The sequence below is a fragment of the Leifsonia poae genome, from assembly GCF_050632195.1.
GTDB lineage: Bacteria > Actinomycetota > Actinomycetes > Actinomycetales > Microbacteriaceae > Leifsonia > Leifsonia poae_C.
This window is the reverse complement of the sequence record NZ_CP192580.1, coordinates 1404142-1428647: the sequence shown is the minus strand read 5'-3', so window position 1 is coordinate 1428647 and position 24506 is coordinate 1404142. Positions and strand designations below refer to the sequence as shown.

25 protein-coding genes and 1 tRNA gene are annotated in these 24506 nt (G+C 62.8%); 5 read left to right on the top strand and 21 right to left on the bottom strand.

Annotated elements, in window-relative coordinates; translation table 11 throughout:
• Positions 1–37: 37 nt before the first annotated feature.
• From ACQ86A_RS07270 to ACQ86A_RS07255, 4 genes are all read right to left on the bottom strand, one after another.
• Positions 38–2440, bottom strand: coding sequence for a hypothetical protein (locus ACQ86A_RS07270; RefSeq protein WP_431279886.1), 2403 nt, complete (start codon positions 2438–2440; stop codon positions 38–40).
• 63 nt (positions 2441–2503) lie between these two features.
• Positions 2504–2968 (bottom strand): hypothetical protein, encoded by a 465-nt coding sequence (locus ACQ86A_RS07265; RefSeq protein WP_431279885.1) that lies wholly within the window; start codon positions 2966–2968, stop codon positions 2504–2506.
• Between the two features lie 14 nt (positions 2969–2982).
• Positions 2983–4326 (bottom strand): hypothetical protein, encoded by a 1344-nt coding sequence (locus ACQ86A_RS07260; RefSeq protein ID WP_431279884.1) that lies wholly within the window; start codon positions 4324–4326, stop codon positions 2983–2985.
• A gap of 265 nt (positions 4327–4591) precedes the next feature.
• Complete coding sequence (locus ACQ86A_RS07255) at positions 4592–5650, bottom strand: helix-turn-helix domain-containing protein (RefSeq protein WP_431279883.1); 1059 nt, start codon at positions 5648–5650, stop codon at positions 4592–4594.
• Between the two features lie 56 nt (positions 5651–5706).
• Between ACQ86A_RS07255 and ACQ86A_RS07250 the strand changes: the two genes are divergently transcribed.
• Positions 5707–6303 (top strand): hypothetical protein, encoded by a 597-nt coding sequence (locus tag ACQ86A_RS07250; RefSeq protein ID WP_431279882.1) that lies wholly within the window; start codon positions 5707–5709, stop codon positions 6301–6303.
• On the opposite strand, the gene ACQ86A_RS07245 is transcribed toward ACQ86A_RS07250, so the two are convergent.
• The 7 genes from ACQ86A_RS07245 to ACQ86A_RS07215 form a co-directional block, all read right to left on the bottom strand.
• On the bottom strand, positions 6278–6745 hold the full coding sequence (locus tag ACQ86A_RS07245) for a hypothetical protein (protein WP_431279881.1): 468 nt from the start codon (positions 6743–6745) through the stop codon (positions 6278–6280). The two genes, ACQ86A_RS07250 and ACQ86A_RS07245, sit on opposite strands and share 26 nt — an antisense overlap.
• A gap of 608 nt (positions 6746–7353) precedes the next feature.
• Entirely contained in the window at positions 7354–7635 is a 282-nt protein-coding gene (locus tag ACQ86A_RS07240) for a hypothetical protein (RefSeq protein ID WP_431279880.1), read from the bottom strand.
• The gene (locus tag ACQ86A_RS07235; protein ID WP_431279879.1) at positions 7632–7931 is read right to left on the bottom strand and encodes a hypothetical protein; all 300 of its coding nucleotides are present in this window, start codon (positions 7929–7931) and stop codon (positions 7632–7634) included. Before ACQ86A_RS07235 ends, ACQ86A_RS07240 begins: the two co-directional genes overlap by 4 nt.
• Positions 7928–8224, bottom strand: a complete 297-nt coding sequence (locus tag ACQ86A_RS07230) for a hypothetical protein (protein ID WP_431279878.1) — start codon at positions 8222–8224, stop codon at positions 7928–7930. Before ACQ86A_RS07230 ends, ACQ86A_RS07235 begins: the two co-directional genes overlap by 4 nt.
• 252 nt (positions 8225–8476) lie before the next feature.
• Complete coding sequence (locus tag ACQ86A_RS07225; RefSeq protein ID WP_431279877.1) at positions 8477–9778, bottom strand: AAA family ATPase; 1302 nt, start codon at positions 9776–9778, stop codon at positions 8477–8479.
• Between the two features lie 350 nt (positions 9779–10128).
• Positions 10129–10326: a hypothetical protein gene (locus tag ACQ86A_RS07220; protein ID WP_431279876.1), complete on the bottom strand. Its 198-nt coding sequence runs from the start codon at positions 10324–10326 to the stop codon at positions 10129–10131.
• An 11-nt stretch (positions 10327–10337) separates the two neighbouring features.
• Positions 10338–10466, bottom strand: coding sequence for a hypothetical protein (locus ACQ86A_RS07215; RefSeq protein ID WP_431280399.1), 129 nt, complete (start codon positions 10464–10466; stop codon positions 10338–10340).
• Positions 10467–10682: 216 nt separating this feature from the next.
• On the opposite strand from ACQ86A_RS07215, the gene ACQ86A_RS07210 reads away from it, so the two are divergent.
• The 4 genes from ACQ86A_RS07210 to ACQ86A_RS07195 all read left to right on the top strand — a co-directional run bounded on the left by ACQ86A_RS07210 (position 10683) and on the right by ACQ86A_RS07195 (position 13539).
• Positions 10683–11378 carry a hypothetical protein gene (locus ACQ86A_RS07210; RefSeq protein ID WP_431279875.1) on the top strand — a complete coding sequence of 232 codons (696 nt, stop codon included), beginning with the start codon at positions 10683–10685 and terminating at the stop codon, positions 11376–11378.
• Positions 11379–11449: 71 nt separating this feature from the next.
• Positions 11450–11956 (top strand): hypothetical protein, encoded by a 507-nt coding sequence (locus ACQ86A_RS07205; protein ID WP_431279874.1) that lies wholly within the window; start codon positions 11450–11452, stop codon positions 11954–11956.
• Positions 11953–12258, top strand: coding sequence for a helix-turn-helix domain-containing protein (locus ACQ86A_RS07200; protein ID WP_431279873.1), 306 nt, complete (start codon positions 11953–11955; stop codon positions 12256–12258). The genes ACQ86A_RS07205 and ACQ86A_RS07200 overlap by 4 nt, the downstream gene beginning before the upstream one ends.
• Positions 12259–12378: 120 nt before the next feature.
• On the top strand, positions 12379–13539 hold the full coding sequence (locus tag ACQ86A_RS07195) for a tyrosine-type recombinase/integrase (RefSeq protein ID WP_431279872.1): 1161 nt from the start codon (positions 12379–12381) through the stop codon (positions 13537–13539).
• 61 nt (positions 13540–13600) lie between these two features.
• Here the strand turns inward: ACQ86A_RS07195 and ACQ86A_RS07190 are convergent.
• The 10 genes from ACQ86A_RS07190 to ACQ86A_RS07145 all read right to left on the bottom strand — a co-directional run bounded on the left by ACQ86A_RS07190 (position 13601) and on the right by ACQ86A_RS07145 (position 24383).
• A tRNA-Pro gene (locus tag ACQ86A_RS07190) sits at positions 13601–13674 on the bottom strand.
• Positions 13675–13769: 95 nt separating this feature from the next.
• Complete coding sequence (locus ACQ86A_RS07185; protein ID WP_431279871.1) at positions 13770–14159, bottom strand: hypothetical protein; 390 nt, start codon at positions 14157–14159, stop codon at positions 13770–13772.
• The gene (locus ACQ86A_RS07180; RefSeq protein ID WP_431279870.1) at positions 14156–15610 is read right to left on the bottom strand and encodes a cellulase family glycosylhydrolase; all 1455 of its coding nucleotides are present in this window, start codon (positions 15608–15610) and stop codon (positions 14156–14158) included. Before ACQ86A_RS07180 ends, ACQ86A_RS07185 begins: the two co-directional genes overlap by 4 nt.
• Positions 15611–15771: 161 nt before the next feature.
• The gene (locus ACQ86A_RS07175) at positions 15772–16611 is read right to left on the bottom strand and encodes a carbohydrate ABC transporter permease (RefSeq protein ID WP_431279869.1); all 840 of its coding nucleotides are present in this window, start codon (positions 16609–16611) and stop codon (positions 15772–15774) included.
• On the bottom strand, positions 16604–17599 hold the full coding sequence (locus ACQ86A_RS07170) for a carbohydrate ABC transporter permease (protein ID WP_431279868.1): 996 nt from the start codon (positions 17597–17599) through the stop codon (positions 16604–16606). Before ACQ86A_RS07170 ends, ACQ86A_RS07175 begins: the two co-directional genes overlap by 8 nt.
• A 107-nt stretch (positions 17600–17706) precedes the next feature.
• Positions 17707–19014 (bottom strand): ABC transporter substrate-binding protein, encoded by a 1308-nt coding sequence (locus ACQ86A_RS07165; RefSeq protein ID WP_431279867.1) that lies wholly within the window; start codon positions 19012–19014, stop codon positions 17707–17709.
• 121 nt (positions 19015–19135) lie between these two features.
• A complete protein-coding gene (locus tag ACQ86A_RS07160) occupies positions 19136–20161 on the bottom strand; it encodes a LacI family DNA-binding transcriptional regulator (protein WP_431279866.1) in 1026 nt (341 codons plus the stop codon).
• Positions 20162–20383: 222 nt separating this feature from the next.
• Positions 20384–20842, bottom strand: coding sequence for a carbohydrate-binding protein (locus ACQ86A_RS07155; protein ID WP_431279865.1), 459 nt, complete (start codon positions 20840–20842; stop codon positions 20384–20386).
• Positions 20839–22005 carry a chitinase gene (locus ACQ86A_RS07150; RefSeq protein WP_431279864.1) on the bottom strand — a complete coding sequence of 389 codons (1167 nt, stop codon included), beginning with the start codon at positions 22003–22005 and terminating at the stop codon, positions 20839–20841. The genes ACQ86A_RS07155 and ACQ86A_RS07150 overlap by 4 nt, the downstream gene beginning before the upstream one ends.
• Positions 22005–24383 (bottom strand): glycosyltransferase family 2 protein, encoded by a 2379-nt coding sequence (locus ACQ86A_RS07145; protein WP_431279863.1) that lies wholly within the window; start codon positions 24381–24383, stop codon positions 22005–22007. Before ACQ86A_RS07145 ends, ACQ86A_RS07150 begins: the two co-directional genes overlap by 1 nt.
• Between the last annotated feature and the right edge of the window lie 123 nt (positions 24384–24506).

Sequence of the window (24506 nt, the reverse complement as noted above, 5' to 3'; positions counted from 1 at the left end):
TTGAATCCGGCCGGGTCGCGGATAAGGTTCACCGAGCTCACAACACCCCACCCCCATTCACGGTCGTCAACGTGGACGCCTCAGCAGCGTCGATACGCACATCGATGAACTTCGACAGGTCAACCCCGTTCGAGATAACTTGCACGTTGAACACCGGACGCACAACACTTGCGGGTGCCGCCTGCGCGCCGGAAATGTTGTTCACCATTTGCGCTACCTGCAGTTTCGATGCGCCAGAGTTCATCAACTTCACCACCGGACGCCACGCCCCCGCGTACGGGTTCGACAGAACTTCTTCTCCAGGAGAAAGCAAAGCCGGCACCTTGTCCGACTTCGGGCCGCCTGCGCCTTGAACCGTTCCACCATCAGCGAACGCCTGCAACGGCCCGCCAGCCACACCCGCCCGCGCACGCGCAGCGATAGTCACCGTTTTCCCGTGCAGGTTGTCGATCCAGTTCTGAAGATCCTGAACCTTCTTCACCGCCTCATCGAGTCCCGAAGTGTGGAACGCAGTATTCACGTTCGCCGGAATCAACCCGTACTGATCAGCAAGCTTGTTCGCCTGGTCAGCCGTGGCCCCTGCAGCAATCGCAGCGTTGATGAACGCCTGCCGAGAAGCCGCCATTTGAGTCGTCAAATCGGCGGAAGATGCCCCCGCTTGTGCATTAGCAGAAGTAACCTTGATCGCGGACGACGCAATGTCGTTCAACGCGGACATGTTCTTCCGGCCGGCCTCCGTAGTCACATCAAGTGACCTACCGTTGGCTTTGACCTGCGCCTCCGCGTCAGCGAGCGACTGCTGATACTGAATGTTCGCCTGCGACGCATCCAAGTTGACCTGACCGAGGCCAGCCAACTCTTTCGCGAAACTGTCCGTCGACTCGGCTGCGGCATCAGTCGCGTTCTTCATCGCCGTGATCACATCAGTGCTCGTAGCGATATTCGAGTTCGCGCCCTCAGTCGCCGCGGACAACTGCTTGGCCTTAGCGACCTGCTCGTTGATCTGGGCGTTCTGCCCACCGATTACCGGACCCAGCAATTCGAGAGCAGCAATCTGTTCCTGCTGCTTCGTCGTCAGGTGACCAGTCTCTTTCGACTGCTCCATGATGTTGTCGCGGGTGTGCTGCATTGTCTGCGCAAGGTTGTACTGCGCGGTACTGTTCCCCAGCGTCGCGGAGGTGACGTCTTTCAGCGAAGCGCCGATCTTCTTGGCCGCGTCGAGTGCGCCCAGATCCTGCAACCGTTTCGCCGCCACTGCACGGGTACTCTCGCCGATGGCGTCGTTGTCCTCTTTGATGGCCTGCGCATATTCAGATGCCGCCTGAGCTGCCTGTTGAGACGCAACAGCGTTCACACCGAGGACCGCAGCCAGGGCCGAGATCCCGGCAGTGATCCACCCGATCGGCCCGGCAGCCAATTGTGTTGACACCCCGACTGCACCAATGGCCGCGGCCACGGCTGAGAGGATCGGCTGGATCAGCCCCCACAGTTTGAACGCGGCGAACCCGGCAGCAGCCGCAGTCGCAACATCCAATAGCACCGGCAACGGGATGGCGTTGATGGCGGCACCGAATAGGGTCAGCCCCTGCAGAACAACCGTTCCGAGAGGGGCCAACGCCTCCACAATATGCAGGGCCGCAGCAGCCAACGAACCAAGGGTCTGCGCGACGATCGGCAACTGTGTGATCGCATAATTAGCGAACTTCTGAAGGCTTCCGTCCTGCGTCCACTGCTGAAACCCCTTAGCGAGATCCAGCACATACTTCGACGCCTGCACAAACAACGGGTTCAGGATCCGCAGAGCAGAGACCACACCTGTGAGCAGAGCGTTCCCCACCGCGCCGAGGATCGAAGCAAACGTCCGAATCTGCGAGTTCAGTTCCGGGAGCGCACCATTGATCGTTTTGATAGCCGTCTGAAACGCACCCAGCATGGCGTTCGCCGCAGTCGAACCGAGAGCGTCCAGGCTGGACTTCAGTTCTGCCAGCCCGGACTTGTACTGTCCGCCAACAACGGTTGCCTGTTTGATCGCCTGGATGATGCCGTAAATGCCGAGAACACCCGCGGCACCCATACCAGCAAGAGCGCCCGCTACGCCGACCGCATACCCGGCGAGAGGTGCCAGCAGCGGAATCAGCGCGGCAATCGCAGCAGCAATGAGCTGCCACCGCTGCACGCCGCCACCATTGGTGTCGTTCAGTGCCTTCTGAGACAGATTCAGCCGGTTCGTGGAACCATCGAGCTTCTTCGCGGCCTCATCAACAGCAGCGAGTTTCGTGATCGCACCATTGTCGTCAACATCGACACTGATCCGAGGATCAACGGACCCCAGCTTGCGTGCAGCAGCATCTGCCGCGGCAAGCTTCGCCATGAAATCAGAATCATCAAGCGTCAGCTTCGCGTTGATACTGCCGGTCGTCGTCGGGCCTTCTTCAGCCATAGCCGGCCTGCTCCTTTAAATAATGAATCCCCGCGGACGGGGATGGGAATTCGGTACCGCGGCCTACGCGGTCGCGGTTCGGGTGAGGGGGATCCAACCGCTCGAGCCAGCTATCCAGTACAGGTGCGGGATCACGTTCACGGTCGCTACGGTTTCCGGCGACGATTGGGTGTCAAGTAAGGCCGTCACACCGAACACAACGGTCGTACCCGCCACAGCAGCTGGGGCCGTGAACGTGATGGATGACCCGTTGTCCTGGAACAGGGTCGTCGGTCCCGAAACTTGACGCCACAGGTACCCCGTTGCGGGCGGCGAGGTTGCACCCACCGTGGCGGTCACAGTCACGGCATCGAACGCCTCTACCGTGACGTCAGGGAACGGTCGGACCGTCAACGCGGCGTTGCCACTAAAGACGACGTCCCCGAACCGTAGCGTTGGAGTCGTACCCGTGCCGGTGAACGTCACGCCACCGACCCGGAGCTTCTTGTCAGCGAGGAATTGAACCCCTCCGACCCTTAGCGTTGTCATTGACGAATCCCTCCTTACGGCGATGTCGCATAGGACTCGAGGTACAAGTTGCCCCAGTCCGTGATCGCGGTGACCGTCCCTGACGACGCCGAGAACGTGTAAATGGTCGGCGTCGTCGTTGTAAGCGCCTGGGTCCACTCCTGAAGCTGCGTGGAGCCCTGATACAGCCGCACCTTGGCAGTAGCAGCACCACTAGTTCCCAACCAAAGCTGCGATGCGATATCAAGCGAACTGCGCGCCACCATCGGCACCATACGGAACCGCTCAGACTGACCAGTGCCACTCAGATTGGACGACTCGACATAGGTCGTTGACGACGCATCCGAAAGCGCTTCGCCCTCTGTTGCGGCGCCACCCACGTTCGACCACGAACCGGATACAGCAGTCGGCGGACCAGGAAGAGCCGACGCGCTGCCCGTGGTCGGTACGCGCACCTCGGTGGACACCGTGGTGGTTAGCGCGTTCGAATCGGTAACGATGCACTGCAACGTGTAAAGGCTCCCTGCGGAACCGGCCGTCAGACTAACCGTGTTCGTCGTTGTGCCCGAGAGGGTGGGAGCACCCGTGCCAGACACCGGGTACACGTAAGACCACGCATACGACGAGATCGTGCCGCTCGAGGAAGACGCGACCACGGCAGCGGTCACCGCGGCGCTAACAGCCACGTTCTGGTTCGGTGGCGTCGACACCATGGGAGGTGTAGTCGTGCCAACCCCGATGAAGTCGGTGAGGCTCGTATCGAATGCGAACTCGTCAAAGCCGTAGGCCTCGGCAGTGTTCGTGTACTTGCCCATATAGAGGGATGTGAAGTTGCTTGCCGCGCCAACGTTCGCCGCCGAATTCAGGTAGGTCGACTCCACCGGGGTTGTTGAGTTGCCGGTGTAATACGCGACCTTGATCGTGCCGTTAGAAGTTGTGGTGCCCGCAACCACATACGCCTCGAGCCGATACGTGGTGTTCGCCGCCAGAACGTTGGAGAACGTAAACACACCCGAAGTGCCAACTGCGTCATCGACGCGGAGCTTGCCGGCCGTATTGATGTGCACGGTGAAAAGGCGTCCGCCAGACCCGTTGTGAGCCCGCATCAAATGCGCATCGGATGTGGCAGGAGAAGCCTTCGGAGTGAACTTCATCTTCGCCGAGAACTTGGTCGAATTCGGCAGGTTCCACTGGCCAGCGCCGAACGTGCCACCGGCGACAGAAGCACCCATCGTCCCCTGCGTGGCGTCCGATGCGCTGTAGAGAAAACCGGCACCGAAGGCGCTATCGAACGCGGTACCAGAAGCGCCCCCGGAGTTGGCGTTCGTGATAGCGACACCGTTCGAGCCGCCTTCAAAGTTGTTACTTCCTGAGGTCATGAAGTTGCCCTTTAAATGCCAAGGCCCTTCCGGGGCCATGGTCCTTAAATACGAAAAGCCCCCAGCGGGGGCCCGTTCAATGCGGAAGGCCCCGCTAGGGGCCAAAGAGATAGGCGCGGTCAGCTTGTTGAAGCCACGCTGTCTGGGAAGGGTGGGGTGTCGGCGCGGCCAAGGTAGGTGTTTAGCTGTCCCGACTTACGTGCAGCGACGACCTGTTCAGGTGTCGCCGTCTTCAGCCACTCTTCGATCTCACGGTCGGAGGACATCACGCGACCGCCTTGCCAACCGGCTCAACAATCTCGATCGCCATGCGAAGACGTGACTCGTCCTTCGTCATCGCGATCCCGGTTTCTCCCACATCGAAGATCAACCGCAGAAGGTTCGGTGCGTTCACTGGCGCCAACCGTACAGAGTCGATCAGAATCGCGGACCCACCGGACTCCATGCCCATCCCGTCGTGATCTTCCGACACAACACCAAGTTCAGGCACACCCAGGGCACGCAGTCGGTTACCCCAGTCCTTGTACCGCGCATCATGTTCGGCGCCAAGCGTTTCAATGCTTCGCACGTACGCGAACAATGAATTCAGGGACTGAAGCAACTGCTGGCTGTCACCGACCTGAGAGGCAAGGATCTCTGCCTTGAGATCCTTACGAGCCCGAATCGCATACGCTTCCTCATACCGCTCCCGCTGGTTCTCGGTGCGATGCGCAACCAGCTCGAGCCACTCCACGACACCCTGCTGCGACGCAATATCCGACTGAGTAATCGTGTCGTCGCCGTTGACGACCCGGGTGCGGAGTTCAGCCGCCGCAGTCTTCGCGTTCTCGACGTCAGTCCACGCCTGCGCCACATCCTCAGCCGTGACCGGCACCAGCTCATCCTTCTTCGTCGCCATCGGGCGCACCCTTCGGTAAATGTAGTTATCAAGATCCTTCGGGGCGATATGCCACAGATTCCCGACCTTCTGCGCAGGCAACTTCTGTCGCTCGCAAGCCTTACGAATCCCACGCTCAGACCGCTCAGTAAGCTCAGCGGCCTGCGCAGAAGTCAGAAACGAACCCTCAACTCCCGATACATCAATTCTCCCAGCCGGCCGCTCAGTGGTTCCGGAAAAGGAACTCTGACCAGCAGATTCAAACCGCTCCGCTGCAACAGTGAATGCCTTCAATAAAGCAACGGCCGGCGAAGACGGGTTCCCGCGCGCCTTCTTGAGCTGCTCACGCAGCTGCAACTCAAGCCACGGCACCACTGCAGGCGGGACGATAACGGACCCATCCGGCTTCAAAAGAGCGCGAACCTCAACAGGCAGGCCTTCAAACATTTGTCACCCCCAACGTGGGATACGCCAGCAAGGTCCCCGAAGATAGAGTGCCGCTCATGATGTGCACAACGGATGACATTGGTTGCGAACTTGCGCGCCTCGTCGAGACTTTGAACTCGTGGGATTGGAACGCCTTCTGGTCAACGGTGGTAGCGACACTGTTTGGCGCAGCCATCAGCGGATTTCTTGCGTGGCTCCTATTCAGAGGGGACCGGGCGGCGAGATACAACGAGTCTCTTGACAACGCGCTGCAACGTTTTGTTGAGGCCGTGGGGAAGCACCTGGATGAGCTCATCAAATACAAACTCGACCAGATCAAAATCACCCAAAGCACGGCGGCAGTTGTGCACGCCATATTCCAACCCATCACCTTTGCCCTGAACATCGCAGCGAACCATGTCGCAATGCTCGCTCGGGGCAAAGACGAACCAATAGCGATTGCGCTCCGCGAATCCATCAGTCGCATCGAACAAGAACGCATCGACACCCAAATGGCAGCACTTTCGCAAGTCACCGCAACAATCGCAGAATGGCGCAGCGGGCGATGGACGCGCGAACAGACCGCCAACGAACTAGGTGCGCTCCCCGGGTCGCTATTGAATCCCACAGAGCAGGAGAGTCCCACCATCAACCCTGACCCCGAGGATCCGTGAACCGTTTCCACGGGATCGTCCACGCCACCGGATTAGCAGCCATCTGCTTTCCTACGTCCTCGAGCAACGCAGCCTGCAACGCCTCGCGCTCACGTCGCTTCACCACAGTCCGCAACGACGCATCAATATCCGCCTGAACATCCGCACCAACACTCGGATACAAACCACACCGCTTCGCCCACGTGTGAACCGTCGCCATCAAATCCAACTGCAGATCCAACGCCGTCTGCGTGCCCCCATCCCTCATCGGAACCGAAGCAGCCTCAACAAACGGAATTTGATCAATCCACGCCTCCAAAAGCTCCAGCTGCGCCGCAGCAATCGAATACCGGCGCAACCGCTCAACGAAACGCGGAGTATCCAACCACTCAAGCCCCACAGTCCCCCGCAACTCACGAGCAATCTCATCCGCAAGCGGCAAAAACCGGCGCGACGAATACACACCATGCGACATCGGCCCCCGATTCCCCACAGACACCCGATTACCCCGCTGAAACGGCGGACGCTGCCCCTTAAAACGCCGGCACCCAACGCGACCCATCCGAATTCAGGTAAACCATCCCCTCAACCACGAGCAGCACCCAAAAACCGGAATCTGAAAACTCCCCCAATATTTCTCGGGGTATAGCGGGGGCCGCCCAACGTCGAAAAAGGGGGTGGGGGGTGGTGTTCAGGTCGTGCATCATCGCTCTCCTGTCGTTCGTTCAAGCCGGTCGCGGGCGGCCACACGTCGAGCTGCGTTCTCTTCGCGCAGTAGGTGCACATAGTCGGCTACCACCTGCACTGCGCCTGGGTCGGTAGCTCGCAGCGCAGCCATAGCGTTGGCGTACCGCGGGTAGAGATCCTGTTGGGCATCCACTGCCACACGAATTGCGCTAGCCACCTGAGATCACCCGCGCACTTGACACAGCGACAAGGGATGAGGCTGACTCCCCCGCAACCACTGGGAACTTTCCTCCGAGTGTGCAGCGTGTGTGCACCGCGGGCACGCCGGCCTCATGCGCGCGCGGCGAGTTCCCGTGAATCATCGAGAGCGCACGAACAGACCGATCACGACTGGTTGTGTAGGTCATTGATGTCTCCGGTTGTGTCTTCGAGGATGAGGCTGGTGTAGGTCTGTTCGATGAGTTGTCGGGCTTGTTCGTCGCCGTGGTCTTCGGTGAGACGTTGGTGGAAGGCGATGATTGTGGCGGTTGCGAGGTCTGCTGCTGCTTGTGCTTTGTTGGGCTGACTGTTGATGTGGCTGACGATGTGGTCGGCGAGGTCTCGGTCGGTTGTCCCTTGTGAGAGTTTGAGCAGCGCGTCGTAGGTGATGACGAGTGGGTGGGTCATTTGGCGTCCTCGAGTGCATCGTCAATCTGAGCTGCGGCGATGCAGCCTTTGATGAGCGCGCGGGTTTGGTGGTCGCCGATGTAGTTGGCCGTCTGATGGGTGTAGATGACTACGGCTGCGAGGACAAGTTCGGCTGCCGTCTGTAGGGGGTCTTCTGATGTTTCGAGGGTGGTTGTTGTTGCGTTGATGAGGGTTGCGAGGTCGCCGCTTCTGAAGCCTTGGTCCATGAAGGTGTTGGCGAGTTGGTAGAAGGTGGTGCTGGTGATGTTTCCTGCTTCGATGTTGTTGAGGTTCATGCTGCTTTTCCTTTGGCGTATTTGGCGGCGTGGGCGGCACGGGCTTTTTTGATTTCGATGCTTCGTGCTGCGGCTTCTGCGGCTTGCTGATGGGTGTTGTGGATGCGTTCCCAGTGGCCGGCTTCCGCGTTGGCGAGGTCGCGTTGTGCTTGGACGAGTTGTGCTGTGCGTTGCCTACACATGGCGATCGCTTCGTCCAGTTGTGGGGTGAGGTCGTCAAGGGCTTCCGCGTACCCGCAGGCGAAGATCCTGGACTCCCGGAGAGTGAGGTCTTCGAAGCGGATCTCATTCATGGGTGCCCCCTGCGATGTACACGAGCTCGTGTCGTTTTCTGCACCGGCTGCCGCATGCGGTTTCGTTGAGGTCGTCTAGTGCGTCGTACGCGGGGGTGGCGACTTCCCAGAGGGTGATGGTTGGGACGTTGCACCAGGCGATGACGGCGTATCTGCCTTGACCGATGACCCACGCGGCTCTGGGGATGGCGCAGCTCAGGAAGGTTTTGACGGTCCTGTGCTGGCTGTGGCATTTGTGCAGGCGGTAGGTTTTCATCGTTCACCGCCAGTGTTGGCACCAGTGTCGGCATTGCCCGCGTATTGGTTCCAGGTCTGCTCGGACTGCCGAAACTGCCGAAACTTAGTGTCTGTCTGGGTTGTCTTGCTAGTTTTTTCGCCGTGACTAGTAAGGAATAGGCCTGTTTCGGCAGTCTGGGCAGTGTCGGTAGATTTGAAAGTAGTGGCAGTCGATTGCCGAGACTGCGTGTGGAGTGAGTAGAGCCATGGGGCTCCTGGCGACGCGGGACGGGATGTGCCGATGTTTTTCATGGCGGTGCGTACGGCCTTCTGGCCGTACCCGGCTGCTTGTGCGGCGGCGTGTACTTCGTTCGCTAGGACTATCTCTTTGCCGAGCATGTAGTCGCGCACGAATTGCTCTGCCTTTTCGGGCTGGGTTGGGGTGTGCTCATCGGCTTGCTGTTCGTCGCGCCATTCCTGCAGCAATTGCTTGATGGATGCACCGGCGCTTGAGGCGTTGATGAGGGTTGCCACGGTTCCGGGGTCGTCGTCGGTTTCCAGGCGATGCTGCTCAATGTTGATGGTGAAGCGCACAGCGTCGTGCACCCCGGTGGTGTTTGACTTCTCCGGGCCGATCCACACGTGAGTGTCCGTGCCGTTCTCACCATCGTGCGGAGCCCTCGCAGCGAACAGGATCATGCGGGCCTTCTGGCGAAGCGCAACGGTCGACCCTAGGAGGTCACGGGTGTTTGCCGTGTCCATCCGGTTGGTGTGCGTGATCAGCAACACGGTGGCGTCGAGCTGCGTTGCGGTTGCCTTCCATGGGGCGAGCGCTTGACGGCCGTGCTGGGTGTTCCGAACCTGTAGGCCGGCCTCGACCGTGTCCAACCATGCGTCGACAACGATCAGTGCAGGGTTGATTGCTTCGGCTTCGATCGCCTCGAGCAGTGGAGGCATGTGCTCGGGGAAGATAGGGGTTCCGGAACCGTCGTCGGCTTCGGACATCAGGTGGACGCGCGCCATATCCGCGCCGGCCACTGTGAGGCGGGCCGACACTTCCGCCCAACTGTCCTCAGTGATGATCAGGACGACATCCTGCGGTTCACGCTTGGGAATGTTGAACGGCTTGAAGGGTGCGCCCGTGGTGATGTGGGCGACCATCACTACCCAGGTGAGGGATTTGCCGATGCCCTCTTCGCCAACGAGTACAGCGATTTCGCCGCGCGGCAGGAACCCGCGTGCCAACCATGTCGGGGGCTTCGCGGGGGAAGGTCGATCGCCCGACGAACGCGCATGGTCGGTTCGGTGACCGCAGTCGTGCCGGTGCTCACTGATCACCCTGGCCGGCGAAGTACTTCGATCGCCAGTCGCCGATGTTTCGGAGGACTTCACGCCATGTGGGATCGGCGTATGCGCCGCGGTCAGCGACGTGGCTCTCGCGCCAGTTGCGCGCTGCAATGTAGCGGCGGATGGTGGCGGGTGTGAGGTCAGCGGGTGTTAGGCCGTCGAACTCGTTCGGGTCGACTCGAATGTCTTGTAGGCGGCTGTTGGCTGATGTTGTGGGGTGGGTGGGAGCAACTTCTGAGGGCATCTGACACCAGTTCGGTCATGGTGGATCTCAACGGTCTAGCAAAAGTGGGACTGGGTTCAGGTGGTGAAGAGTTGACCACCTGCGTGGAGTGCGGGTCTTACGTTTCGTCCGCGCCAAGTAGCGCGAGAATCTTTGCGGTGGGCACCAGGATCGTTCGGCCCAGCCGAAGGGCGGGCAGTTCGTTGCGGTGGATCGCTGAGTACGTCTCTTTGATCCCGACACCCATGAACCGCGCCGTGTCTTTCACCGAGTTGGTTGGGCGGGTCTTGTACGCCCGGATCTCGGCGGCGGTCATCTCTTGTAGCGTCATTGCTGCATTCCCCTCAGGAGATCGAGGACTCGGCCGTACCTAATTGCCAGTGGGCCGCGAGGGGTTCGCTGGCCGTTTTCCCACCGCCAAACCGAAGCCGCACTTGTGCCGCAGCTAGCGGCCATGTCGGCAAGAGACAGCCGAGAGGCCAGGCGCAACTTGCGTGCCTCGCCCAGGGCGAGAGCCTCACGTGCCCTGGCGATCCTCATGGCATCTTGAACGTCCATACCACTATCTTACCGATTGCCTACCGTTCGTGCACCAGAAGGGCTTACCTTTTCAGGCTCACGTAGGCGATAAGGCCCTTGTCAGTTCGTTACCGGTTGTGGTTTACTTGATACGTGACGGAAAGCGAATCGTCGTTGGACGACCTGAGAATGCCCGAGAATTGGCACGTTGCGTGGGTGCGCGCGGGGTGGAGTGGGTACAGCCTGGAACTGATAGCGAAGCTGCCAATCGAGCAGGTAGGGATTTACCAATTGCCTCGTCTGTTTGAGATGTGGATCGCCGAAGGCGGAACTCAGGTAATGATTTGCGTGCAGTTCTGGGCAGCGGACGGTGAGCTGTCTCTAGCCAGTACCCACTCCGTTGGCTTGGACGTGGACGAGACGGTCAACCGCCTGAAGGCTCTGCGCTCGTTCCCCTGGTGGAAGCGCAAAGCCGTGCAGCAAATGGACTACTACAACATCAGTGCCGACAACATCATTTCTACGAGCACGCGTCCGGAAGGCATGTCTAGAAGTGAATGGGATTCGATCATTTCTGCGGACCCAGCGCTTGCCGCGCGGGTGCGTACCGTCCCGACCACCAGACGCCGCGATCGGATCACGGATGCCTTACTCAAGGAGGTTGCTGACGTTTACCGGAAGGCGTGGGAGGACGGGGAGAATCCGACTCAATCCGTACAGAAGCACTTTTACAAGGCGTATTCGACAAGCGCCCGATGGGTGGGACTTGCTCGAGAACGCGGCTTCTTGGGGCCAGCAGATGGCTCCAAGGGCGGCGAATTGAATGACGTGACGGCCGAACAGCCGTGACATAAGAAAGGCCCCCGGTCTGCGCGAACAGATCGGAGGCTATCCACGATGTACCCCTGAAAGGAACCATCATGAACGAGAACAAGAATACTGGAATCCCTGCCAGCGAAAACCGTGACAGCACGGAACCTTCGGCGTCAGAACTGCTTGCGCAGTATGACGCGGCAGCGGAGATTGCACGGGCCACACCATGCGACATCGAAGGTTGCGACGGTTGGTTGCACGAGCCGTTCGGCGAACCCAATGCGCATCGGTTCTCGCGGACATCTTTCGATGAAGGTGAAGTCGTCCTCGAGGCGATCGTCAGCGAAGGCAAATACAGCGGCTCTGTTCTTCTCCAGGGAACCTCGGACGACATGAGCCCATCGGACCTGCGGTCCAAGGCCGACCTCTACGAAGACCTGCCGACGCTTATGCGTCAGTACGCGGACGAAATCGAAACCCGGCAAACTAAGGCGCTCGTGGCACAGTTCACCACCGAATCGTCAGTGTCCGATCTCTACTACGCGGCAAAAGATCGCGGTGTCGACTGGACAACCGTCGCGCTCGCGGTGCTCGGGAACGCTGGTGAAAAATGACCACCGTCATGGCGAGCCGGCCCCTCTTGCTCAGCTCAATTAAGGCGCGTCACACGCTCACCGACATCACTGCCCAGAACATCCGGTGGCTGTTCGCGTACCAGGACATGCGTCGCCGCGAGCTCGCCGAGATTCTGCGGGTATCGATCGCGACTGCGGGGAAAGTCTGGAACGGTCACCGCAGGATCGGCACTGATGACCTCGAGAGGTTGTCCACCGCATTCGGAATTTCACCCGACCAGTTCGTGATCGACCACGCCGGCAACGGGAGTTGGATCTACAACAACGTGAAACGGAAGTAGGGATACCCAATGGCGAATGACATCTACCGCCGCTGCGGATGCCGCGACAGCGGGGGCAAACAGTTTCCGTCGCTCCCCTCGGGGGCCTCTGACGCACAGAAGACGCGAGCATGCCCCAGGATGCTGACGGACGACAAACACGGCACGTGGGGCTTCTACCTCTCGGCCGGTGTCGACCCGAAGACGGGCAGGCGGCTGCAGATCCGGCAGGCCGGCTTCAGCACCAGGCGGGAGGCGCAAACCGAACGCAACAAGCAGGCAATCAAAGTTGACAGCGGCGCCTACGTCAAACCGACCCGCCAGTCCTATGCCGACTACCTCGACGTATGGTTCAAACGCCGCACAACGACCGTAGACGTGCTCAAAGACACCACGGCAGGCAACTACGCCAGGTACATCCGGAACGACATACAGCCGTCCACGCTGGGCCGCATGAAGCTCACGGACATTCGTCGTCACCACGTCAACGCATTCGTTGATGAGCTGACGGAGAGCGGTCGTGGGGCGACGACAGTCCGCCGTATCGCGGCGGTTGTCCAGGGTTCGTTGAAGGCTGCTGATCACGATGACCTGATCGACCACAATCCGAGTCTCGGCATCCACATACCGGATGTTGAGAAGAAGGAGGTTGGTGTTTGGGAGCCGGCGCAGGTGGGGCACTTCCTCGACGTAGCTGTGGGTCACCGCTTGGGCGCGCTGTTCGAGGTTGTCATGTTCACAGGGCTTCGGCGCGGTGAGGCGATCGGCCTGCGTTGGGCTGATGTCGACATGACGCGTCGCGTCATCAACGTCCGCAACAACCGCACTCAGGCAGATCGGCACATCGCGGAGGGCTCACCGAAATCAAGTTCCGGGAGGCGTGTGCTCGACTTTGACGATCACGTTGCGGGAGTGCTCATCGCGTGGAAGTTCACGCAACAGCAGGAGGCGGCGTCATGGGGTGAGGCGTGGGCGGATACCGGGTATGTGTTCACCTACGAGAGCGGCCAGCCCCTCAAGCCGCAGTACGCAACCCGGCTGTTCGACAAGATCCGGACCAAAGCCGAACTGCCCAAGCTCACCTTCCACGGACAGCGTCACGAGAACGCGTCCCTGATGATTGCTGAAGGCGTCGACATCGCGGTGGTGTCCAAACGTCTCGGGCACTCATCAATCGGCATCACGTCCGACATCTACGGCCACCTGATCGGTTCCGCGTCGCGTGACGCGGCTGAGAAGGCAAGCCAGTCCGTGCCCCGCCAAACGGTGGATGCACACACAGTGCACACACAAGGCCGCTGACAGGGCAAAGAGAAAGCCCCGGACCACGCGATTTCCGCGTGATTCCGGGAGCTTTTATCGGTCGGGCTGACAGGATTTGAACCTGCGACCCCTTGACCCCCAGTCAAGTGCGCTACCAAGCTGCGCCACAGCCCGATGTCGCTTTGAGGGTGGAGCCCCAAAGCAACTTGACCATACTAGCGTGTCCGCGCGGGCGCGAACGCCACGGGGGCAAGCAACACAGACAACCCTTATTCGTAGACGAGCTCGAGTACCGCGACACCGTAGGCGTCGAGGGAGACCGTCGCAGCCGCATCCCCGCCCAGAGTGCGCAGCGAGCCGCCGAGAACCGTTGGCGACACCGCGGTGGGCGACGGATGCTGGGAGACGAAGAAGACGAAGCGGCGGCCGTCGAGGTGCACGAGTGTATCCACGAACACCGAAGGGTCGTCGAGGATGACGTCGCGTTCCACATCCGCGACCACGGCCAGCGCGTCGTAGAGGCGCCACGTCTCTTCGGGGTTCACCCGGGGCAGAGCCGAGGCGAAGTACTCGAGCGGGTAGGTCGAGAGCACCGCACGGCCGGCGCCGTGCTGCTGCGAAACGATGACGGGACGGTCGTGCGCATCCACGGCGATCACAGTGCCGGTTGTAGCGGTGACGGGGAGGAACGACCGGGAGTGCTCGTTGCCCGCGGTCGTGAACCGCAGCTCGGTGCCGGCGGCCAGCGAACCGAACGGTTCGATGAACCGCACGACGACTTCAGAGTCGAGCACCGGCGAGACCAGGCCGTAGGCCGAGTCGTGCGAGATGCCGAAAAGCTCGTCCGTGTACGCCCACCACGGGCCGCGCTGAACGCCGATGTCGCCCACGCAGTATGAGGCGTAGACGGTGGCGCCTCCCGACGCGAGCGACTGCAGCTGCTTCCAGGTCGGGCCGCAGAGCTGCTTGACGGAGGGGAGGATGTAGAGGCCGTAGCCGGCCGGCACTCCCCGTCCTCGGACTCGCGCACCACGGCGACCGGCAGGTGAGCCTCGTGGGCGGCGACGTACGCCTGCTCGCCGACCGCGACGATCAGTGCGCGCTCGGGCTCCTGCGTGAACGGGTAGTCCGCGGCCAGGTGCGAGGGGACGACGAGCGCCGCATCCACCGACGAGCGCGTCACCGAGGCGATGTCGATGGCAGCGAGGTCGGATGCGAAACTCGCCAACTCGAGCAGGGGCGGCTTGGGCGCGCCGGTCGAGTCGGTGATCCCGAAATGCATCTCGAAGGGATGGTGGGAGTACGGACGCTGATCGATCAGGTCGTCGTAGTCGGTGTTGTTCCAGGCGATCCAGCCCGTCGCGCCCGCGAGCAGGGTGTTGTAGAGCAGCTGCCGGTAGTAGGTCGCGGCACCCTCAGGCGAGACGAAATCGCTGGTCAGCCCGAACTCCTCCATGATCACCGGGAGCCCGGCGATGTGGCAGAGCTCGGCGATGTACGCGGCCTTGAGGTGCTGCCGGATCTGGTCGCTCTCCATCCGGTACACGTGCGGGCCGACGAAGTCCGTGAAGGCGGCGAGGTCGGTGTTCGAGAAGCCGTTGTCGTGGCCTGTCGTCTCGATGCCCCAGGCACCATCACCGACCGACACGGGCTGGGTTCCGCCTCCGGCGCGCACGGCGTTGACGAGCAGGGATGCCCACGCCTCGACGATCGGACGCGGTGCCTCCCCGCCGTAGATCGGCACCTCGTTCGTCAGCAGCCATCCGGACACCGCAGGATGCGAGGCGAACCGCGCGGTCAGCTCGCGCACGTACCACGCCTGCCGTCCCACGAACCAGACGTCGCTGTAGAGATCGCGGTCGCCGCGCCACACGGGATCCCAGTTCTCACCCGACATGTGCCCGACGAGGAAGGTCGGCACGGTCGTCATGCCGAGCGACTCGTGTGCATCCAGGAAGTCGTGGAAGTTGGCGATGCACTGCTCGTCGAGCGTGTCGGGCGTCGGGTGGAAATCCGGCCAGTAGAAGAACGAGCGCGTCATGTTGAGGCCGTGCTCCGAGAGCACGCGCAGCTCCTGGCGCACGATCTCCGGGTCGTAGCGGGTCCACATCAGCGGGCCGCCGGTGCGGGACCAGAAGTTTGCACCGAGCCAGATCGCGGGCGACTCCTCGGCGACGGAGAGCAGGGGGAAGGACGTTCCATGATGGCCTTTCAGGAGGAACGAAGAACAAGAGGAGAACAGTGGAGAATCCGGGCGAGCCCGGCGAAGCGCTACTTCACGGCACCCGCCGTCAACCCGGCCACGAACGACCGCTGCAGGAGCAGGAACGCGACGACCACCGGGATGCTCACCACGAGCGAGGCCGCCATGATCTGGTTCCAGTACACGTTGGTCTGCGTCGAGTAGAGCTGCAGGCCGACCGCGAGCGTTCGGTTCTCATCCGTCGTCATCACGGATGCGAACAGCACTTCACCCCAACTGGTCATGAACGCGTAGATCGCGACAGCGATGATGCCGGGCCGCGCAGCGGGCAGGACGACGTGCCAGAGCGCGCCCATCGGTCCGCTGCCGTCGACCATCGCCGCCTCGTCGAGGTCGCGCGGGATGCCGTCGAAGTAGCCGGCGAGCATCCAGATCGCGAACGGCAGGGCGAAGGTCAGGTAGGTGATGACCAGCCCGAACCGTGTGCCGACCAGCTGGATGCCGACCGCCTGGTTGATGTTCACGAAGATGAGGAACAGCGGCAGCAGGAACAGCACGCCGGGGAACATCTGCGTCGAGAGCACGGTCGTGGTGAACACCGTGCGCCCCTTGAACCGGTACCGCGACACGGCGTAGGCCGCGAAGATGGCGATCACGACGCTCAGGATGGTCGCCGAACCGGCAACGATCAGACTGTTCACGAAGTACGAGGCGAGCGGCACGGTGGACCACATGTCGATGAAGGGCTGGAACGTGATCTGGGTGGGCCACCAGGTGAACGCGCCCTGCACATCCGGAAGCGACTTCATCGACGTCGTCACCATCACGTAGATGGGGACGACCGTGAAGACCGTGAGCACCGCCAGCACGACGATGCGGAAAGCTTTCGAGGGGGATGTCTCACGCACGACGCGACCTCCGGTTGATGACCATCAGATAGATGCCGGTGACGATGAGCAGGAAGATCAGCAGCAGCACGCTCATCGCTGCGCCCGAGCCGAAGTTCCAGGTGAGGAACGAGGCGTTGTAGATGTGGAACGAGATCAGGTCACCGGATGCGGGTTGAGCATTACCGAAGAGCACGAACGGCGTATTGAAGTCGTTGAACGTCCATAAGAACATCACGAGCAGCAGCACGGTGTTCACGGGGCGCAGCATCGGGAGGGTGATCGACCGCCACTGCCGGAAAGGCCTGGCGCCGTCGACCGCGGATGCCTCGTAGACCTCTTCGGGAACGCTCTGCAGTCCGGCCATCAGCATCAGGAAGGCGAACGGCCACAACCGCCAGATGGCGACGATGACGATCGACCAGAACGCGTTGCCGCCGATCAGCCAGAACGGCTTGTCGCCGTTCAGGTGGAGGTTGTCGAACAGGAAGTGGTTCACCGCGCCGGTGTCCTTCTGCAGCATGAACTTCCAGGCGATGATGCCGGCGTACATCGGCAGCGCGTACGGCACGAGGAAGAGCGTGCGGAAGAAGCCGCGGCCCCAGAACCGGCGCTGCAGGGCGACCGCTGCGCTCATCCCGAGGCCCCAGGAGATGCCGACGACCAGGATGGTGAAGCCGACCGTGACGGTGAACGAGCTGAGCAGCCCCGCGCCGATCGAGCTGTTGAAGTCGAGGGCGACCGCGTAGTTCTTGAGTCCGACGAACGGGGCGGCGCCCCAGTTGGCGATGTAGAACTTGGTGAGCTGGAGGAAGCTGATCCAGATGCCCGTCAGCATCGGGATGACGTGGATGATGATCTCGAAGATGATGGCCGGGGCGAGCAGCACGAACGGCACCCACCAGCCCTTCGGTCGCTTGCGCCGTTTGGGTGGCGCTGCCACGGCTGTCTCGCGCTGGGCGAGCACCCGGGCGTTGCCGGGGTTTTCAGCTGATGTCGTCGCTGACATGGTGAACCCTGTCTGATCTGGTGAAGCTGTTCAGGTCTGAGAGCGGAGGCGGCCTGCGGTGCGGCTGGCGAGCGGCACAGCGGGCCGCCTCCGGTGGGGATGGCTCGTTAGCCGCCCATGGACTGCTTGACCTGGTCCTGCGCGTTCTGCAGCGCGGACTTGATGTCACTGTCCGAGACGGTGCCGCCGGTGGCGATCTTGGCGAACATGTCGTTCATCGCCTTGCCGACGGTGTTCTCGAACTGGTCTTCGGCCGGCACCAGCGGCAGCGGCTTCGACATCGTGTTGTAGATCTTCTGGAAGGTGGCCGCTTCTTCGGCGTTGTCGGTGAAGTTGGCCTTCGCACCGTTCAGCACCGGGAGGGTGGCGTACGGCTTGCCCAGGGTGGTCTGGGTGTCAGCGCTCGTCATGTACTTGACGAACTTCAGCGCCGCATCCTTGTTCTTGGTGTTCTTCATGATCGACAGGTTGATGCCGGCCACGTGGCTGGCGACAGCCTCGCCGCCCTTGGGCGCCGGGAACGGGACGACACCGTACGCGTCGGTCTTCATGCCGTTGGCGTTGATCGACGAGTCGGCGTTGTTCTGGCTCAGGATCATCGCGACCTTGCCGGTGGCGAAGTCGTTCACCGCCTGAACGCCGTTGTCGTACTGGGCGTTCGAGGTGTTGACGACCTTGTCGGTCTGCATCAGGTCGAGGTAGCGCTTGATGCCGTCGACCGCGCCCGAGGTGGTGAACGTCGGGTTGCCCTTCGAGTCGAAGAACTCCGCACCGTTCTGGGCGGCGTTGATGAACGCGAAGTGCGCATTCTCGGTGTAGCTGCCGGCGGCGAGCGAGAAGCCGTACTGGCTGCCGTTCGTGAGGGCCTTGGCGTCGGTGACCAGTTCCTCCCACGTGGTCGGCGGCTGAACACCGGCGGCGGTGAACATGGCCTTGTTGTAGTACAGGCCGTATGCGAGACCGTAGAGCGGAACGCTCGTCACGTCTTTGCCTGCGACACCGCCGGTCTCGAGCGCCGTCTTGACGAACTTGTCGCTGCCGCCGATCGACTTCATGGCTGCGTCGTCGAACGGCATGAACGCGCCGGTCGCCTGCAGGGATGCGGCCCAGGTGTTACCGATGTTGAGCACATCCGGCCCCTGTCCGCTGGTGACCGCCGTCTGGATGCGGGTCTGCAGGTCGTTCCAGCCGATGACCTCGAGCTTGACCTTGATGCCTGTCTGCTTGGTGAAATCGTTCAGCACCGGGGTGAGAACCTGCTTGTCGTTGTCGAGGCTGGTCCCCTGGTTGCTGGCCCAGTATGTGATGGTCGATCCGCTCGCCGAGTCGCCCGACCCTCCGGAACCGCTGCATCCTGCAGCGACGAGCGCGATCGCGGCAGCAATGGCCCCCGCAAAGATGGCGCGTTTTCTCATAGTGACTCCCTCGTCTCTTGGTGTCGGCGCACAGTGCCGCCCGACCGATGCTAACTTAACCGGTTCAGTTGTCAAGGCCTTGAAATGAAGCGCCGAACGCGCACGGCGTCAGCGGCGGGCGTCAGCGGCGGGCGTCGGGAGCGTGCTGAGGCGGAACGCTCGTCGCGCGGATCACGAGTTCACTGCGCTTCGCCGCGGGTTGGAACGGCGGAACGTCGGCGAGCAGATCGAGCAGCAGCCTCGTGCTGCGCTTGCCCTGCTCCTCCGGAAACCGCGCGAGCGCAGTGATCGGTCGCGCGCTGAGGCTGCACAGCAGGGAGTCGTCCCAGCTGATCAACGCGACGTCTTCGCGGTCGATCCGCTTGAAGGCCGTGGCGGCACCGAGCGCGAGGAGGTCGCTCGACGTGATCACGGCCGTGGTTTCAGGATGCTCGCCGAGCGCCTGGATCACGGCCCGCTCGCCGTTCTCCATCGAGTAGTCCGATGTCACGAATCGCGGCACCATCCCGCGCTCCTGCGCCTTCGTGGCGATCGCGTCACGGCGATCGTTCTCGTGCGCGAACTCCAGCGGCCCCGCCACGTGCAGCACCTGCTGGTGCCCGAGGGCGGCGAGGCTGTCCATGATCAGCTCTGCGTCGTGCTCGACGTCGTAGTAGAGCACGCGTCCGGGGGCGAGTGCGGCTCTGTCGCCGTGCATCACGAACGTCAGGCCGAGGCTCTCGAGCAGGGCAGGCCGCGGATCGTCGATCCGGATGTCGAACAGCATCACGCCGTCGACGCGTCCTTCGGCGCTCCAGCGGCGGTAGGTCGCGACTTCGAGGCCCGGCGAGGTGCCGACCATCCTGAGCAGCAGCGCTTTATCGGTCTCGGCCAGTACGCTCTCGACGCCGGCGAGCAGGTTCATGTAGAACGGCTCGGTGCCGAGCAGGCTCGGGTCGCGGCGGAGAACGATACCGATCGCATCCGTTCGCGAGCGGGACAGCGCACGCGCGCTGGAACTCGCATGCCAGCCGAGTTCGGCGGCCAGCTCGAGAACGCGGCGCCGCGTCTCGTCGCTGACGCCCGGCTGTCCGTTCAGCGCGTACGAGACGGAGGCCTTGGACAACCGCAGTTGCGAGGCGAGGCCGGCGATGGTCACCCGGGTCACGTGCGGTGCTCCTTTCTGCTGGCCCAACAGTACTCACGCAGAGCCGATGCGACTCGCACAAGCCGATACGTGTCGGCGGGGTGTAACGCGCACTACCCGAAAGCGCACTCCCCGCCGACACGGCGTTCGCCCGCAGGCGACGCCCGGAACTCCACCCCGCAGCGGAGTCCAGGCCAGGGGGCGACGGGATGCGCGTAGCGCAGCACCCCGCCGCCTGTCTCGTCACTTGGTGGTGCTGACACCACCAAGGAGCTGGTCGATCTCGTCCTGGGTCAACGGGGTCCAGGGGGACGAGTCGGGATTCGCACTGGCGGCCTCGGGGCTGTCGCCCTGGGTCCACCACTTGGCCTCGTAGGGAGTGCCGTCGAAGAGCACGCGGTCGCCCTTGTCGTACTGCGACGTTCCGGCCCAGTCGGGGTATGTCCCCGACGGTAGGGTCGGCTGAGGGATGGGCGTCTCGCCCGGCAGCACCGGTCCGACGAGCTCCCACGGGGTCTCCCACGAGTTCAGCACGGGGTTGTCGGGCACGTCGCTCTTCGTCCACCACTTGGCGACGTAGACGTTGTGGTGCCAGACGACCTTGGTGCCCTTCAGGTACGAGTTCGTCGTGGTCCAGATCGCGTACGGCGACTTCGCGGGGTCGTCCTTCGCTGCGGTCGAGACGGGCTCGGGAGTGGTCACGGCCGACTCCCCCAGCGAGATGTGACCGTCGAAGCCCTTGGCCAGCAGCGACGCGAAGGTGGTCTTACCCTGCTTGATGCCGCTGCACGCATCCGAGACGACGGAGGTGTCGACGTAGTTCGAACCGCAGGTCTTGTCGCGGTTCGCGGACCACATCGACATGCGGCCGACGCCCTTGGACACGGCCCAGGCGTTGAAGGTCTTCGCGTCGGCGAGGAGAAGATCTCCTTCTCGACGTCGTTCTGACCGATCATCGGGGTGGCGCCGATCTTCGCCCACAGGCTCGGGTCGCTGAGGTGGGTTCCGGCACGGTCGTAGAGCACGCCGAGCTGACGCTGAGCGGAAGACACGGCGCTCTCGGCCGCGACCGCCATCGTCTGCTTGGCGGACTTCGAGCTGCCGAAGTCCATCGTCATGACGTTGACGCCGGCGATGTCGACCTTGGCCTTGAGCATGGCGGCGATCGCATCGGTCGCGTCGCTGGTCATGCCGCTCGGGGCGACGGGCAGCGTCAGCCAAACGGCCAGGCTCTTCCCGGCGTCGCGGCGCTCCTTCTGCAGGTCGGAGATGGCGGTAGCGCGACGCTCGTTCGCGGCGGCGTTGGTCAGTCCGTTGCCCTCGAGGTCGAGGTCGATGGTGCCGACGTCGTAGCGGTCGACCACGGTCGAGTACGCGGATTTCAGGGCTGCTAGATCGTCGCATCCCACGGCCAGCTCGTCGTTCGCCAGGCCGCCGAACGACACCGCGACGGTGCCGCCCTGCTGTTGCAGGCGGGCGATACGACGGTCGAGGTCGAGGGATCCGCGGGCCTGGTCGAGGGTGTACGCGCCGCCCCAGCTCGGGGTGCACGCCTCAGCCTTGTCCGAGACGACGAAGGAGAGCATGGCGTCCTTCGTCTTCGACGTGCCGAGGTTCTCGAACGCGAATCGCGGGGTGGCGGTCACATCGACGTACGAGGCGAACCACGGCTTCGAGTCGACGGATGCCTGGGCGCTCCACCACTGGAAGCCGACGACTCCACCGCTCACGACCACGGCAGCGACCAGGGCGGCGCCGATCACGCGCATCGGTGAGAGTTTGCGGCCACCCTCGGCGTTGCCGCCGGTGGGAGCCTGGGCGTCACGGATCTCGGGAGTCGCGGACTCCTTCTTGCGCCGGGCCATCAGGCAGCCTGCTTCTCGGACTCGGTGACGGATGCGGTACCGGCGAGGGCGTGCTCGACCCGCGGAACGTGTCCGCCGGCGTGGCCGTGGTAGAGCACCGAACGCCAGTCGATCGCGTCGGACTCCGGCTTCAGAGCCTCGGTCTTCGCCCGCTTGCCCTTGTCGACGTACAGCGGCTTGGTGATGCCGAGCCAGATGTCGACGATCGCGTTGCCGATGCCGATGTACGAGACGATCGCCCAGATGGCGAGGGTCGCGTTGAAGGCGGCGAACGCGGCGTTGCCCCAGTTCTGCGCGTTCACGTCGCGCCACAGCGTGAACAGCGAGAACGCGACGATGAGGAACGGCGTGACCACGTAGAGCAGCGGCGATGCCGTGCGGTTCTTGACCTTCGGGGTGCGCACGAACGGGATCTTCTTGCCGGTCAGCGACTGCTGGATCGACTTGAGCACACCGGCGAGGTTCACCGGCAGCAGGATGAGGTTGAAGCCGTAGATCCGGAACACGTCCGACCCCTTGTAGCCGGCATAGCGCAGGTCGCTGGCCATCGCGAGGAAGTACGGCAGGGCGGCGAGCAGCACCATCGGGCTGAGCAGGCGACCGTCGTACGGGTACGCGAGCAGGAAGATCAGGCCGAAGCTCGCCCAGGCGATCGACGACATGTAGTTGATGCGGAGCAGCAGCTCGGTGCGCGACACGATCTCGCCGCGACGCTTGCGCTCGCGGATCTGACGCCAGAGCTTCGGCAGGATCAGCAGTCCGCCGTTCGCCCAGCGGCGGCGCTGCACGATGAGCGAGCCGAAGTCGGGCGGAGTGGCCGAGTAGCTGAGGCGCTCGGGATAGTTGACGAGGGTCCAGCCGTGGGTGCCGAGGTCGATGCTCGACTCGGTGTCCTCGATGACCGTGCGGTCCTGGATGTAGCGGCGCACCTCGAACCCGCCGACGAACTCGGTCTCGACGATGTCCTCGAGCGCACGCTTGCGGATCACGGCGTTCGCACCGACCCAGAACGTCGCGCCGAAGTAGCTCATGCCCTGGTGCAGCACATGCTGGATGTCGGTGGTCGCACCGGCGAGACGCTCGATGCGGGTGCCTGCGCCACGGAACGACGAGTACGGCGTCTGCGTGACGGCGACGCGGGCATTGTCCGGCTGCTGCAGGAAGTACGTGAGTCGCAGGCAGTACTCGCGGAGCAGGATCGAGTCGGCGTCGAGCGTGAGCAGGAAGTCGCTGTCGGGGATCTCGATGTCGCCCGGGCGACGCGAGCTGACGGGGGTCAGGATGGGGCCCTCCGGCGTCTCCTCGACGCGGTAGGTGCCGCCCATCAGACCGATGTACGCGTTCAGGTTCATCGCCTTGTTCGCCTCGTGCGACAGGGATGCCCACTGCTTCCGCTCGAAGACCGCGAGGTCGGCGTCGAAGGTCCACGCGAGGCGGCGGTACAGCTGCGCGATGCGCTCGGAGCTGAGCGAGACGCCCTCCTCGACGGCGGCCTCGACGGCCTTCCCGACGAGAGCGAGCTCGTCCGCCAGACCGCGGAGAACCTGGTCGGCGAAGAACAGGTCGACGTGGTCGTCGATGCTGTGCGCATCCGCCTCGGTGTGGAGCCACGCTGCGGCCCAGGCGTACTCGGCGGCGAGCTCGAGTGCCTCGTGGGGTGCCACGAAGCTGTCGGGAGCGCTCAGCTCGAAGTGGAGCAGCGCATCCGTGAACCGGGTGCGGGGCTCGGCCAGCAGACCGCTGATGTCGTCGGCGAGAGCGCGGGTCGCGTTCAGCCGCTCGGCGACCGCCGCGTCCTTCGGGTTGGGGTTGTCGTCGAGCAGCAGCACGACGCGCATCGACGGGTACTCCTGCAGGGCGGCGGAGAGCAGCGTCATCCGCACGACCTCCGGCTCCTCGGCGTACGAGGGGACGAGCACCGTGATCGACGGCTGGCTCGTCGCGAAGTGACGGTCGAGCTCCGCACGGGGAACCCGGACGTGCTTCTTGAACCGCTGGAGCGCTCCCTGGCGTGCCACCAGGTACATCAGCGCCGAGAAGGTGAGGAAGGTGACGACGACCAGGTAACCGACGGCCTCCATCGTGAAGCGGAAGTTCTGCGTTCCGCTGTCGAGGAACTGACGGATGATCGTGGTGACCACGTAGATCGCCCAGAACAGCATCGTGAGCACGATGGCGACACGGCTGAACGTGATCTTGCGGTCGGAGGGAGCGGGGTGAACGGTCGGCAGCGGCTCGGTGCGGCGCTCTGCGCCCCACTGGCGTTTCCGGGCAGGGGAATATGAACTTGTAGAACTCATGGTCGGGTATGCGTCCTTGTACTTGTCAGAGCCCTGCGCTTTCGGGTCGCGCAGTCGGGTAGCTCTTACCTTGTCCACATTAGTGAGGACAGACCGGGGTACAAACCCCCTTTGTGGTCGCGTCAACTATCTCGAAAACGAACATTCGGTGACTCCGGGATGTGCGTATCCTGACCCCCGCGAGTCGTATTGCCACGTCAC

Excerpts from the sequence above, each read along its gene's own strand:
- ACQ86A_RS07205 (WP_431279874.1), top strand. The coding sequence starts at position 11,450 with ATGAACGAGAACAAGAATACTGGAATCCCTGCCAGCGAAAACCGTGAC.
- ACQ86A_RS07150 (WP_431279864.1), bottom strand. The coding sequence starts at position 22,005 with ATGGCCCGGCGCAAGAAGGAGTCCGCGACTCCCGAGATCCGTGACGCC.
- ACQ86A_RS07215 (WP_431280399.1), bottom strand. The coding sequence starts at position 10,466 with ATGGCCGCTAGCTGCGGCACAAGTGCGGCTTCGGTTTGGCGGTGGGAA.
- ACQ86A_RS07230 (WP_431279878.1), bottom strand. The coding sequence starts at position 8,224 with ATGAATGAGATCCGCTTCGAAGACCTCACTCTCCGGGAGTCCAGGATC.
- ACQ86A_RS07195 (WP_431279872.1), top strand. The coding sequence starts at position 12,379 with ATGCTGACGGACGACAAACACGGCACGTGGGGCTTCTACCTCTCGGCC.
- ACQ86A_RS07235 (WP_431279879.1), bottom strand. The coding sequence starts at position 7,931 with ATGAACCTCAACAACATCGAAGCAGGAAACATCACCAGCACCACCTTC.
- ACQ86A_RS07270 (WP_431279886.1), bottom strand. The coding sequence starts at position 2,440 with ATGGCTGAAGAAGGCCCGACGACGACCGGCAGTATCAACGCGAAGCTG.
- ACQ86A_RS07180 (WP_431279870.1), bottom strand. The coding sequence starts at position 15,610 with ATGTGGACCCGCTACGACCCGGAGATCGTGCGCCAGGAGCTGCGCGTG.
- ACQ86A_RS07170 (WP_431279868.1), bottom strand. The coding sequence starts at position 17,599 with ATGTCAGCGACGACATCAGCTGAAAACCCCGGCAACGCCCGGGTGCTC.
- ACQ86A_RS07260 (WP_431279884.1), bottom strand. The coding sequence starts at position 4,326 with ATGACCTCAGGAAGTAACAACTTTGAAGGCGGCTCGAACGGTGTCGCT.
- ACQ86A_RS07255 (WP_431279883.1), bottom strand. The coding sequence starts at position 5,650 with ATGTTTGAAGGCCTGCCTGTTGAGGTTCGCGCTCTTTTGAAGCCGGAT.
- ACQ86A_RS07220 (WP_431279876.1), bottom strand. The coding sequence starts at position 10,326 with ATGACCGCCGCCGAGATCCGGGCGTACAAGACCCGCCCAACCAACTCG.
- ACQ86A_RS07200 (WP_431279873.1), top strand. The coding sequence starts at position 11,953 with ATGACCACCGTCATGGCGAGCCGGCCCCTCTTGCTCAGCTCAATTAAG.
- ACQ86A_RS07250 (WP_431279882.1), top strand. The coding sequence starts at position 5,707 with ATGATGTGCACAACGGATGACATTGGTTGCGAACTTGCGCGCCTCGTC.
- ACQ86A_RS07165 (WP_431279867.1), bottom strand. The coding sequence starts at position 19,014 with ATGAGAAAACGCGCCATCTTTGCGGGGGCCATTGCTGCCGCGATCGCG.
- ACQ86A_RS07240 (WP_431279880.1), bottom strand. The coding sequence starts at position 7,635 with ATGACCCACCCACTCGTCATCACCTACGACGCGCTGCTCAAACTCTCA.
- ACQ86A_RS07265 (WP_431279885.1), bottom strand. The coding sequence starts at position 2,968 with ATGACAACGCTAAGGGTCGGAGGGGTTCAATTCCTCGCTGACAAGAAG.